The 12,144-nt window shown below is 45.0% G+C and carries 12 protein-coding genes and 1 CRISPR repeat array; of the genes, 5 read left to right on the plus strand and 7 right to left on the minus strand.

Annotated elements, in window-relative coordinates; translation table 11 throughout:
* Nucleotides 1-70: 70 nt before the first annotated feature.
* From F8H35_RS00565 to F8H35_RS00580, 4 genes are all read right to left on the minus strand, one after another.
* Complete coding sequence (locus F8H35_RS00565; RefSeq protein WP_472571632.1) at nt 71-523, minus strand: hypothetical protein; 453 nt, start codon at nt 521-523, stop codon at nt 71-73.
* 114 nt (nt 524-637) lie between these two features.
* Nucleotides 638-2,155, minus strand: a complete 1,518-nt coding sequence (ggt, locus tag F8H35_RS00570) for a gamma-glutamyltransferase (protein ID WP_472571633.1) — start codon at nt 2,153-2,155, stop codon at nt 638-640.
* Nucleotides 2,152-3,225 (minus strand): carboxylate-amine ligase, encoded by a 1,074-nt coding sequence (locus F8H35_RS00575; protein ID WP_472571634.1) that lies wholly within the window; start codon nt 3,223-3,225, stop codon nt 2,152-2,154. Before F8H35_RS00575 ends, ggt begins: the two co-directional genes overlap by 4 nt.
* A gap of 17 nt (nt 3,226-3,242) precedes the next feature.
* Nucleotides 3,243-4,385 (minus strand): cation:proton antiporter, encoded by a 1,143-nt coding sequence (locus F8H35_RS00580; protein ID WP_472571635.1) that lies wholly within the window; start codon nt 4,383-4,385, stop codon nt 3,243-3,245.
* Between the two features lie 45 nt (nt 4,386-4,430).
* On the opposite strand from F8H35_RS00580, the gene truA reads away from it, so the two are divergent.
* The 4 genes from truA (at nt 4,431) to F8H35_RS00600 (ending at nt 8,697) form a co-directional block, all read left to right on the plus strand.
* On the plus strand, nt 4,431-5,183 hold the full coding sequence (truA, locus tag F8H35_RS00585; protein ID WP_472571636.1) for a tRNA pseudouridine(38-40) synthase TruA: 753 nt from the start codon (nt 4,431-4,433) through the stop codon (nt 5,181-5,183).
* A gap of 30 nt (nt 5,184-5,213) precedes the next feature.
* On the plus strand, nt 5,214-6,815 hold the full coding sequence (gene gpmI, locus F8H35_RS00590) for a 2,3-bisphosphoglycerate-independent phosphoglycerate mutase (RefSeq protein ID WP_472571637.1): 1,602 nt from the start codon (nt 5,214-5,216) through the stop codon (nt 6,813-6,815).
* A 47-nt stretch (nt 6,816-6,862) separates the two neighbouring features.
* Nucleotides 6,863-7,261: a rhodanese-like domain-containing protein gene (locus F8H35_RS00595; protein WP_472571638.1), complete on the plus strand. Its 399-nt coding sequence runs from the start codon at nt 6,863-6,865 to the stop codon at nt 7,259-7,261.
* A 62-nt stretch (nt 7,262-7,323) separates the two neighbouring features.
* A complete protein-coding gene (locus tag F8H35_RS00600; RefSeq protein ID WP_472571643.1) occupies nt 7,324-8,697 on the plus strand; it encodes an FAD-binding oxidoreductase in 1,374 nt (457 codons plus the stop codon).
* Here F8H35_RS00600 and F8H35_RS00605 read toward each other — a convergent pair.
* Both F8H35_RS00605 and F8H35_RS00610 read right to left on the minus strand, forming a co-directional pair.
* Nucleotides 8,694-9,308: an energy transducer TonB gene (locus tag F8H35_RS00605; protein WP_472571639.1), complete on the minus strand. Its 615-nt coding sequence runs from the start codon at nt 9,306-9,308 to the stop codon at nt 8,694-8,696. The two genes, F8H35_RS00600 and F8H35_RS00605, sit on opposite strands and share 4 nt — an antisense overlap.
* Nucleotides 9,292-9,720: an ExbD/TolR family protein gene (locus tag F8H35_RS00610; protein WP_472571640.1), complete on the minus strand. Its 429-nt coding sequence runs from the start codon at nt 9,718-9,720 to the stop codon at nt 9,292-9,294. The genes F8H35_RS00605 and F8H35_RS00610 overlap by 17 nt, the downstream gene beginning before the upstream one ends.
* Before the next feature lie 60 nt (nt 9,721-9,780).
* On the opposite strand from F8H35_RS00610, the gene F8H35_RS00615 reads away from it, so the two are divergent.
* Complete coding sequence (locus tag F8H35_RS00615; protein ID WP_472571641.1) at nt 9,781-10,266, plus strand: MotA/TolQ/ExbB proton channel family protein; 486 nt, start codon at nt 9,781-9,783, stop codon at nt 10,264-10,266.
* On the opposite strand, the gene F8H35_RS00620 is transcribed toward F8H35_RS00615, so the two are convergent.
* Nucleotides 10,256-11,578: a TM1812 family CRISPR-associated protein gene (locus F8H35_RS00620; protein ID WP_472571642.1), complete on the minus strand. Its 1,323-nt coding sequence runs from the start codon at nt 11,576-11,578 to the stop codon at nt 10,256-10,258. The two genes, F8H35_RS00615 and F8H35_RS00620, sit on opposite strands and share 11 nt — an antisense overlap.
* Before the next feature lie 90 nt (nt 11,579-11,668).
* Nucleotides 11,669-12,061: a CRISPR direct-repeat array (repeat unit 35 nt; unit sequence GTCGCAATCCCTTCAACTTTTCAGGGCATTTCAAC).
* The last annotated feature ends 83 nt before the right edge of the window (nt 12,062-12,144 follow it).

The raw sequence follows: 12,144 nt of genomic DNA on the forward strand, positions 1-12,144 counted from the left end.
TAGAAAGCCAAAGTGAGTAAAATAAAACGCGTTTTCATTTAGAATCCCCCTTTTAACGTTGGGAGAACAATTATACAACAGTAAATTCTTCCTTCCTCATGATTTCCTTCATTCTGTTATGGGATATTTTCAATAAATTGAGGAGATTTGTTGATTCATAAGGAGATATAGCATAGGATAAATAAAAGTTAAGGTCTGATATGTAATATTTACGAAGCTTCCACCTTATTCGTGATTCAAAGACTTCCATAGGAATAACGGCAGATGAACTTACAGCCACAGCAAAAATGCCATTTGAAAACATATGTATAGGATCAATAGGCCGAAAAGAATGAACTAGAGCAGCTATAACTGAATCTAAATGAAATTCTACTGCAGCATTTGGAAAAAATTGAAGTAGAAGAAAATAAACTTTTTCATCTGCTAACTTTGATCTTTTAATTAATCTGTTAACCTTAAAGTGGAAAAGTTCATAGTTTTTAATTTCTTGGAGGATTATTTCTTTTTCTTTTTGGCTAATCATCGCTCCCTCCTATAATATACTGGTTTTCACATTTAAGCTTTGATCTAAATCAATCATAGAAAAAAAATTAGAACAGGTCAACACACAACAATAAAGTTAAAGGAAATTCTTGACTTAGAATATCTCCCTAAAGAATCCACCCCTCCTCGGGTCTCCTGCTCCTTTAAAGTCTGATGTTACAAGCTGAACTCCGCCGAAAAAGAGGCTCTTTTCCCTGAAAACGGTTGTTCTGTAGTGCCTCTTAATCTCAGAAACGGTTTCCTCCGGGAAGCCCGGCTCTATAAATACCTCTCCGTTTTCGTAGTGGAGGCGGGGAGCTCCCACGCTCTCCTCCGGCTCCATCTTAAAGATAAGGCTGTTGAGAACTGTCTGAACAATTGCACTCCTTATTCTGTTGCTCCCTGCACTTCCCAATAAAAGCAGTGGTTTTTCTCCTTTAAAGACTGCCGTTGGAGACATCATAGAGGGAAGCCTCACGTAAGGCGGCCACCTGAAAAAGCCGAGGGGGTTCAGATCTTCCTCTCCAAGCATGTTGTTGAGCATAACTCCGGTTCCCGGAATTATTACTCCAGAGCCCTCGCCGTTTGTTGTTGTTACAGAAACTCCGTTTCCTTCAGAGTCAAAAACGCTTATATGGGTCGTGTTTCCCCACAGGTTCAGCTTGTTCTTAAAGAGGATTTTGTAAGAGTTCAAAATCTCTTCATCGTTTAAGAGTTCTTCAAGCTCTTTGCTGTGAATGTTCTTGTCTATAAAGTCTTTTCTGAACTTTCCCGTTGTTCTCATTGCTTCTATGAGAGCTCCGGCGTGGAAGATACTTCCCCACTCCTTCAGGTCAACCTCTGAGAGGAGCTCTAAGGTAAACCCTATAAGAATTCCACCGGAAGAGGGTGGAGGGTTTGTGAAAACGGTGAACTCCTTGAAAGGAACCTTTAGTGGTTTTCTCTCAATAGTTTTATATCTTTCAAGATCTACCTTCCTTATAAGTCCGTTCTTTTTCACAGAAATTTTTTCTATTCTGTCTGCAATTTCTCCCTCGTAGAAGACCCACTGTCCTTCTTCAGCAAGGAGCTCCAAAAAATTAGCGTAGTCGGGATTTTTAAACAGCGTGTTTTCATCTATCAGTTTCCCATTGGGTGCGTAAATCTCTTTAGCCTCTTCCGTTGCTGTGAAAATGGGCTCAAGGAGTTTCACAAATGAGGCCTGGAGTTTTGAAAGCTTTATGCCGTTCTTTGCGTATTCAACGGCAGGCATTAAAACTTCTCTCAGCGGTAGTTTCCCTCTTTCTGAGTGGACTCTTAAAAGTCCTGCAACAAATCCTGGAACGGCAACGGAGCCTGCACCTATGTGGAAAATTTGTTTTGTATCGCCGAAGTCAACCTCAATCGGGTAAAAGTCTGGATTTTCAACTCTCTTTGGTGGAACGTCTACGAAAAAGTCGTAGAGAACGGGAGGTTCCCCCGGTGAAACGGCCAACAGAAAACCGCCACCTCCGGCCGATGTTAGTGCCGGTTCAGACATAGGTGCTGCGAAACAGGCTGCAACTGCTGCGTCAAAGGCGTTTCCTCCGGCTTTTAGAACTTCTGCTCCGGCCTCTGCCGTTAACCTGTCTCCGGCTGCAACAACTCCCTTCAACAGAGCCTCCGGTTGAGAAGAGATACCTTTACCGCCGCTGAAGTATCGCCGGTTTTTTTAACTGCGTCAAGCTGCTCCTCTGCCTGTGTTGGCTCTGTTATCAGATCTAACAGTAGTTTTGCAGCCTCTTCTCTTTTCCCGAACCGTTTTCCGTAGAGGTTGACGAGCCGGTGGAGCTCCCTTCCCATCGTAGATCTTCCCGTCTCAGTTATGAACACTCCAGAGAGACCGTGCCTTGCGGCGTTCCACTTGTTCTGGAGGTTCACCTGGTGGTATTCAGGCTTAACTTCTTCTTCAGAAAAGAGCTCTCCCAACATTACAGCTAACGAAACAAGCCCCTCTAACCTTTTAAAGTCTGCAACGGCGTCGCACACCCTCAGCTCAACAGTTCCAAAGTCTGGCCTTGGCCTCACATCCCACCAAATGTCCTTCAGGCTCTCAATAGTTCCCGTCTCTTTTAGTCTTCCGTAGAGCTCTAAAAACTCGTCATACGTCTCAAAGTGCTGGGGGACTCCAGCCCTTGGTAGCTGTTCAAAGAGCTTTGTCCTGTAAGAGAATATCCCGGTGTTTTTACATCTGAAGAATGGGGAAGAGGTAGAGAGGGCTAACAGGAGAGGAGAATACTTAACAAAGGCGTTGTACGTGTTCATCATCATTTTCTCATCCGGAAGGCCAACGTGGATGTGGAGGCCGTATATGAGGAAGTTCCTCAGAACTTCCTGGAACTCGTCAAGGAGCCTCAGATACCTCTCATCAGGTGTAACCTTTATCTTCTCCGGGTCTGCCGTTGGGTGGGTTCCAGAAGCGGAAAGGAGAAAACCCTTTTCCTCTCCCAGTCTACAGACTTTTTCAACGGCCTCTTTCAGCTCCGAAACGGCCTCTTTTGGCTCTGTGTGAACTCCCGAAACAAACTCAACCATAGACTGGAGAAACTCTTTCTGAACTAAGGGAGTTGGACTGTGGGAGAAGATTACAGATGAAGCCGGCTTCAGTTTAAGGGTTTCAGGGTCAACTATCTGGACCTCAAGCTCAATCCCAACTGTAAACGGTTTAGACGGTTTAAACTTCACAACTTCCTCAAAGGGGTTTAAATCTTAAAGATATCTTCAAGGATGTCCTCTTCAACCTCGTGGGGAAGCCTGTTTGAGATAACGGAAGCGATAAGAGAGGTGAAAACGATAATGAGTAGAAGCGCAACGTAGGTCTCTTCATCAATTATTCCAGACCTCAGGCCAAAAACTGAGGCAACTATTCCAAAGGTGAGCCTCATGTTGAAAAAGAGCCCTGCCAGTTTGTAGACGGCTCCTTTAAAGAGGTTGGCAGTTGCATAAATTGTTCCGACGTATTTCGTTATAAAGGCTATTGTTCCAAGGAACAGTGAGAGGAAAATTACTTTCCAGCTAACAACCGAGAGTTTTACGGAGTATCCGGCCTTAAAGAAGAAGAATGGAGCTAAAAACCCGAAGATTACTGCCCTTATTTTCTTCTCAATCAAACGGTCTTTTCTAAAAAGCTCCGCAAAGAAAATCCCCGTTGTGAAGGCCAGAACAGCCTCGTTTATGTGAACCGTGTCCGATAGAAAGCCTAAAGCAATGAGAACTAACAGAATAAAGCGGGTTTTGAACTCTATCTGGTTTCCAGAATACCTCTCAAACAGCCTCTCTCCCCATTTTGGAAGCCTTACGAGGAGAAGTATCAGTGCAACCGCAAAGATAAGGTTGTAGATGTTTATCCCCTCAAAGAGGAAGCTCATTGTCATCATGCTGGAGATGTCAACTATCATTGCCGCCGCAAGAAGAACCTGGCCAGCCGTATATTTGAGGAGTCCTTTTTCCTTAAGGAGAGGATAGACGAGGGCTAAAGAGGTTGTTGATAGGGCAATTCCGATGAGAACTGAAGCTTCAAATGAGTAATGGAGAACGTAGTGGGAGAAGTAGAAAACGCTTATAAGGGGAAAGAAGAAAGAGGAGAATCCGATAAAGAGGCTCTTCAAAAAGTGCTTTTTCATCAGTTCCGGGTCTGTTTCAAGGCCGGCAAAGAACATAAGCCCTAAAAGGCCCAGATTAGAGAGGAAGTCTATCCAGCGGAGCTCCCCAAGCTCCAAAACGTTTGAAGCGAAAACTCCTCCTAAGATTTCAAAGATTGAAGAGGAGAAACCAAGCTCTAAAGCCCCTATTCCAGCTAAGATTATGAGAACGCTTACAATTAAACTCTCGGTTTGAAGCTTCACTCCTTCCTCCTTAAAGTGGAAGATTACCAAAAGGAGCTGAAAAGTATGAGGAACATAAAGCTTACACTTGAATATTTAGGAACTAACTACTACGGCTGGCAGTTTATTCCTGGTAAACCTACAGTTCAGGGTAAAGTTAAGGAAGCTCTTGAGACGGTTCTGCAACATCCGGTTAAGTTAACAGGAGCAAGCAGGACTGACGCCGGCGTCCACGCATTAGGTCAGGTTGCAAACTTTAAGACTGAAAAAGAGGTGGAGCTCCCCCGCCTCCAGAGGGCACTCAACGGACTTCTGCCGCCAGACATCAAGGTTGTTGAAATAGAGGAAGTTCCTATGGAATTTGACGCAAGGAGGAGCGCACAGGGAAAACGCTACAGGTACAGGATTTTTAACCGCCCCGTTCCAAGCCCTTTTGAGTATAGAAGAAGCTGGTTCGTTCCCTTTGAGCTGGATGTTGACTCAATGAGAGAGGCTTCCAGGCACCTTGTAGGAATCCATGATTTCTCTTCTTTCTACAAAAAAGACAGAAAGAAGGAGGTTAACCCAGTAAGGGAGGTTAACGAGATTCAGGTAGAGAGGAACGGCCACCTGATTGAGTTTGTCTTCTACGGCCGCTCTTTTTTAAGGCACATGGTAAGGGTTATGGTTGCAACGCTGGTTGAGGTTGGGAAGGGGGAGCTCCCCCCATCTGCCGTTAAAGAGATATTAGAGGCGAAAGACCGTTCCTTTGCTCCTTACCTGGCTCCCCCCGACGGCCTCTACCTTGAAAAGGTTTACTACGGAGACTATCCTTACTGATAACGATTTTCAATTAAAAAGGGGTTGGAGATGGCAAAGTTTGTAACTCTTGTGATCCTTGACGGATTTGGATACAGCCCGAAGAAAGAGGGAAACGCAATAGCCCTTGCGAACACGCCCTTCTGGGACTACCTCTGGAGCACCTACCCTAAAGGTCTCTTAAAGGCTTCCGGAGAGGCAGTCGGCCTTCCTGAAGGCCAGATGGGAAACTCCGAAGTTGGCCACATGAACATAGGTGCCGGAAGGATAGTCTGGCAGGACATAGTGAGGATTACAAAGGCCATAGAAAGCGGGGAGATTGAGAACAACCCCGTTTTGAATAAAGCCTTTGAAACTGCAAAGGAGAAGGGTGTTAAGCTCCACTTTATTGGTCTTCTATCAGACGGTGGAGTCCACAGCCACATAAAACACCTTTTCGGCCTTTTAGAGCTTGCAAAAAAGAGAGGTCTTGAGAAGGTTTGCGTTCACCCCATTTTAGACGGAAGGGACACTCCGCCGAAGAGCGCAGAAATCTACCTGAAACAGCTTATTGAGAAGCTGAAAGAGCTTGGAATAGGCTCCATCGGAACGATGGGCGGCCGCTACTACTACATGGACAGGGATAAGAGGTGGAATAGAACAGAAAAGGCCTACAACGCAATGGTTCTTGGCGAGGGTTACAGGTGCACAGACCCGATAAAAGCACTCCACGACGCCTACAACAGAGGAGAGACAGACGAGTTCGTTAAGCCTTACGTGATAAACCCTGAGTGTTTAATAGAGGACGGCGACGTTGTATTCTTCTTCAACTTCAGGGCAGACAGGATGAGGCAGATCGTTTCCGCCATAGGCCTTGAAGACTTCAACGGCTTTGAGAGGAAAAAGGTTGTTAAGCCCTCTTACGTTGCAACGATGACCCTCTACGACGAGACCTTCCCCTTTGACGTTGCATTCCCACCTCAGGAGCTAAAGAACGTTTTAGGAGAGGTTATCTCCAAACTTGGCTACAAACAGCTGAGAATTGCTGAAACTGAGAAATACGCCCACGTTACCTACTTCTTCAACGGCGGAAGGGAGGAGCCCTTCCCGGGAGAGGACAGAATACTTGTTCCGTCTCCAAAAGTTGCCACCTACGACCTGAAGCCTGAGATGAGCGCACCGGAAGTCACAGAAAAGGTTGTTGAGAGGATTAAGAGTGGAGAGTATAAGCTGATAGTTCTCAACTACGCAAACCCCGATATGGTTGGACACACCGGAAACCTTGAGGCAACAATAAAGGCGATTGAGACGATTGATAAGTGCCTGAAACAGGTTGTTAAGACAACCCTTGAGATGGAAGGGGTCTGCATAGTAACCGCCGACCACGGAAACGCAGAGCAGATGATAGACCCTGAAACGGGAGGCCCTTGGACTGCCCACACAACAAACCCTGTTCCCTTCGTTGTTGTTAAAGGAACCTGCGGAAGCTACAAAGTTAAAAGGAGAACTAAAAAAGACGTGGAGCTCCCCGAGGAGTTCGCCGGCATTCCCGTTGTTGGAATACTTGGAGACATTGCCCCAACGATACTCCACATACTTGGAGAGGAAATACCCCCTGAGATGACAGGAGACGTTATCGTTGAAGGAAAGTTTGATATTTGCAAAACACCATAAGAAAATCTAAATTATCTTTGAAATCAAACCAGAAGAAGGAGGGAGAGATGAGCATTGACGTCCTCACCGAAAACCTGAAAGAGGCCGTAAAGGCAGACCTTGAGAAGGAAGAGTTCGGCCACGTAAACGTCAGAAGGGCAAGGGAGCTGATAAGAGACCTTGGAGCTTACGTTTTAGACGTAAGGCCACCTGCCCACGTTGAACACGAGAACGCAGAGGAGGCAGGAATTCCGGGAGCCGTTTACATTCCATACCCGGAGCTCCCATACCAGATGGACAGATTGCCAAAGCCAAAGAACCACCCTGTAATCGTTGGCTGTAAAAAGACAAGGCTTGCAAACAGGGTAGCAGGTCTCCTTTTAGCCCTCGGTTATCTAAACGTTTACGTTCTTGACACAGACATAGACAACCTTATTGAGTGCCACAGGGCCCACACAGAGGGTTAATCAAAAAGGCCGTCTCCTGAACTATATTTAAAAGCTAACACCACTTCAGGAGGCGGCCTTTGATATCTACAGAAGCACTTGGAAAAGACCTTCAAAAGCTCATCGGAAAAGAAAAGGTAAGAACATCAACAAGCTGGAGGCTCTCCTACGCCTACGACGGAACTCCAACAGGCTATAAAGGTGTTCCAGACGTTGTCGTCTTTCCAGAATCTACAGAAGACATTTCAAAAATCCTATCCTACGCCAACGAAAGAGGCATTCCTGTTTACCCCAGGGGAGCAGGTTCAGGACTAACCGGCGGAGCGGCTCCGCTTGAGGGGGGAATCGTTGTCTCTACAGAGAAAATGAATAGAATCCTGGAGATAGACGAAGACAACTTAGGAGTTCTTACAGAGCCGGGAGTTGTTACCTACGATTTACAGAAAGAGGTTGAGAAAAGAGGACTCTTTTACCCGCCAGACCCTTCAAGCTACAAGTATTCAACAATAGGGGGGAACATAGCAGAAAACGCCGGCGGCCCAAGGTGTGTTAAATACGGCGTTACAAAAGACTACGTGATGCAGTTGGAAGTTGTCTTTGCAGACGGAACAGTCTCTAAGGTTGGCTCAAAGGCTGTTAAGTCTGTTGCCGGATACAACCTGAAAGACCTGATAGTTGGTTCAGAAGGAACTCTGGCCTTCATAACAAAGGCATACCTGAAGCTCATTCCGAAACCTGAAGCCGTAAGGACGGCAATGGCCATTTTTCCCAAAGTTGAGCAGGCTGCACAGGCCGTTGCCGACATGTTCAAGGCTAAAGTCATTCCAACGGCCTGCGAGTTCCTTGATAAGAACTCCATAGTAGCCGTTGAGAACTACGCCAAAATCGGCCTTCCAACCTACGCAGAGGGGCTTTTGGTAATAGAGGTTGACGGATACGAGGCCGTTGTTGACGAGCTGATAAACAGGGCAGTTCAGGTCTGCAAAAAGGCTGGAGCTACAGAGATTAGAACGGCGTCAGACGAGAGCGAGAGGGAAGCCATCTGGATGGCAAGGAGAGCCGTTTCCCCCGCAATTGTTCAGCTGAAGCCAAAGAAGATTAACGAAGACGTTGTCGTTCCAAGGAGCAGGATTCCAGACCTGATTAAAGGCGTTTACGAGATTGCAAAGAAATACGACCTGATGGTTGTAAACTTCGGCCACGCCGGAGACGGAAACATTCACGTAAACTTCATGTATGAGCCTCACGAGGAGGAGAAGGTTCACAGGGCTGTGAGGGAAGTCTTTGAGTTCACGATCTCCCTTGAAGGGTCAATCTCCGGAGAGCACGGAATAGGCTGGATGAAGAAGGAGTTTCTGCCTTTAGAGGTTGGAAAGGCCTTAGAGAAGATGAAGGCTGTAAAGAGAGCTCTTGACCCAAACAACATTCTTAATCCAGGGAAGATCTTTGACCTCTAACCGCCTAAAGCCTTTTTCAGGTTGAACTCAATCTGAAGCTCAAACGTGAGAGTATCGTTTTTTATAGAGGGAGGGATAGGGGGAAACTTTGCTTCCCTTATTGCAGTGCAGGTTGCTTCAGAGAGAATGGCGTTTCCAGATAGGGGCTTACAATCTACAGCTTTTCCTTCCCTGTTCAGTGAAAACCTAACGGTAACGGGGCCTTCAATTCCGTTCTCTATGGCTTCAAGGGGGTAGAAGATGCTCTCTTCAATTGCCCTTCTAACTGCGTCTATGTAGCTGACAGGCAGGTTTCCCTGAAGTGGTTTAAGGCTTCCACCCTTCCTCTTTTCTTCTCGGCTTTTCTCTGCTATCTCCTTTTTAGGTTTTGTGCTTTTTACTTTAGGTTTTGGAATCTCTTTTACTTTTCTCTCTTCTTTTTTACTTTGGCCGGAGCTCCTTTCAACCCTCACCCTCTCAACTCTCCTTTCCGGCCTTACGAGTGAAATCTTTATAACTCTGTTTATCTCCCTTTTCGGAGGTTTCAGAACAGAGAGCGACCCTTCAATGAAGAGGAATTCCAGGAAAGCTGCAAGGATAAGAGAGAGAAGAATCCTAATCCCTGTTCCCATTCTTTTCCTTTGCCAGCAGTCCCATAGAGTTTATTCCGGCCTTCTGGGCGGCGTCCATAACGGTTACTAAAGACTGGACGGGAGCTCCCCTATCTGCATCAATAACCAAAGAGACCAGCGGGTCTTCCTTCTTAAAGCCCTTAAAGAGCCTTACAAGTTCATTAAAGCTCATCTTCGTGTTCCCGTAGTAAACTGTTCCGTCTCTCTTTATCACAACAGTAACAACTTTTCTTTTCGGCCTGAAGGAGCTTTTCTGAACGGTTTCGGGAGGGTTTGTCTTCATCGCCAGCCCGGGGATGATGCTTCCGGCTATCAGAACGAAAAAGGCCAGAAGGAAGAGCATAACATCAACCATCGGAACGATAATCAGCTCAGGCTTTTCTTCGCATTCGTTTTCTCTAAAGAGAAACATTTGCTCTCCTGAAACTTGAGATTGTTATAAAATTATTGCACATTTACTCCGGAGGTTGCCTTGAGCTTTGACATAGAGTTTGCCCACAGAGTTATCTTCTACATCCTTTACTTCCTCTTTTTCCTCTCCTCGGCGGTATTTATAGAGAGGCTCCTCTACTACTTCTTCACCTTTCCGGCAGAGAAAAAACTGATTCAGAAAGAACTTGAAAAGGCGGGTGAGAAAGGGGCGGAGCTCCTTTACACCTCTTACTCTTCAAAACTTGAAAGGGGCAAGGGGCTTTTAATGTTCGTAATAACTGCCTCTCCTCTTTTAGGACTCCTTGGAACGGTTCTTGGAATAATGGAGTCTTTCAACACAATGGCAGAAAAAGGCGTTTCAGACATAGCGGCGGTAAGCAAAGGAATCGCCTTCGCCCTTGAAGCAACAGCTCTTGGAATAGCCGTTGCCGTTATCTCTCTCATCTACTACTACATAGTTGTAGGCCTTTCTAAAAAATTCAAAACAGAAATCAAGAAACTTATCATTAAAACTCTTACTGAGTAAATTCATTTGAGAGCTTTATAAGGAATTTTTCAACCGTTCCAAGGCTTTCTTTTTTGTATCTTACTGTTTCATATTTAAGGTTAAATTCTATCATGTTGGTTAAAAGACCAGAATGGGCAAAGAAATTCCTGAGCTGTGGCCTACTGTTTTTATGTTTTTCCTCTGTATCAACTTTTTCTCCAGGAAGAAAGTAGTCTAAAATTATCCTATTGTCTTTCTTAAAGTTAGAAATTATTGTTCTAAGCCTACTTATATCTTTTTCCAGAAGTGTGTAGTTAACGTTCTCAGTTCCAAAAAGCGAAGAGTAAATACCTCTAAACTTACTCAAAAGCTTATCAACGTTTTCGCAGGAGTTGGGAGTGTTTGGCACGTGGTATTTTCTGAGGAGCTCCGAGATTCCGTAGTAGAAACCTATAAGGAGAATTAAACTTATGATTCTGCGGGAGTTTAGTCCTTCCGGAGAGAAAGTGTAGAAGATTTTCCCGTTCTCTTCTTTGAACTGAGGAGGGTTTTCAGAGTTGCCCATTACAGGTTCAAGCTCTTTTATGAGCAGATTTAAAGTCTTCTCTATTTCTGAAGGAGTGTTATATCCTAAAAGGTAAACGGCTAAGGGAATGTTTTTAAGGACTGCTGTTAGTATTAAAACGGCTCTTTGGCTTAAAGAGACTATTTCGTTGGCGATTTCCTCTCTAACGGGGAGTTTCTGGAGCTCCCTTTCCGCATCTTTTACTCCTTTATAGTTGAGAGGAAGTGAAGGAAAACCTTTCACTTTAAAAGGTTCGCTGAAAACCTTTAATGCCTCTTTGAGGTTGCCTATTGCCGGTTCAGAGTAGGCTATCTGGAATTGGTTGCTTTCACCCAAGCCTATTCTGGAAAGGTGGCTGAAAACCTCAAGGTATCTGAAGGCTTCTGCCATTGAGAAGGTTATCTGGTTATTCCCCGTTGATATGTCTGCAAAGAGGTTTAAATCCTTCTCTTTCCAGATTTCTGTTGTTTTAAGCATGTGGAACAGGAAGAAAAAGGTTAAAGAGCTGTAGTTGGAAATAAACGTTTTTCCGTTGAAAACGCCCATGGCCGGAGATTTTATGATTTGGGTGGAAGGGAGCTCCTCTTTTATCACTTTAACATCTTCATCGTCTAAACTGTGAGGAACAAAGGCAACCGGCTGAACGCCTTTTAGCCTGGCGAGCACCGGAGCGCTGCCAACAACAGAAGAAACAGTTCTACCCTCATAAACAAACTGCCTTAAAGAGTGCCCGCCTTTACCTGTTAGCTTTCCAGATACGAAAAAGACAAATCCTTTCTTTTCCATACTTCCAATTTTAAACCAGCTTCTAAAGCCACAATCCCAGGGCATTTCAAGAAGACGGAGAGCTCATTTACAACGGAGTGAGCTACGTCTGTCGCAATCCCTTCACTTTTCCAGGGCATTTCAACCTGTCAGATGGAGTGAGTACGGTAACTGCATGGGGGAGTCGTAATCCCTTCACTTTCTCAGGGCATTTCAACAAAGCAGGGAAAACAAAGCTAATTATCCCAATCAAACCGGTCGCAATCCCTTCACTTTTTCAGGGCATTTCAACTTTACGCCTCGTTGCAGGCGAAATTCCTTGTCCTTAGTCGCAATCCCTTCAACTTTTCAGGGCATTTCAACAAAAAAGGGAAAAGGGGAAAAGAGAAAAGGGGAAAGGTCGCAATCCCTTCAACTTTTCAGGGCATTTCAACCTAACTTTTCACCGCTGATGAAAATAGTGTTATAAGTCGCAATCCCTTCAACTTTTCAGGGCATTTCAACAGTTATCTATCGTAAACCATTGAAATAACTGGTATTCATTTCTAATAAAAAAGTAATACCTTTGTGTTTCAAGGGTTTTTCCA

This window comes from Thermovibrio sp. (genome assembly GCA_015488335.1).
GTDB lineage: Bacteria > Aquificota > Aquificia > Desulfurobacteriales > Desulfurobacteriaceae > Balnearium.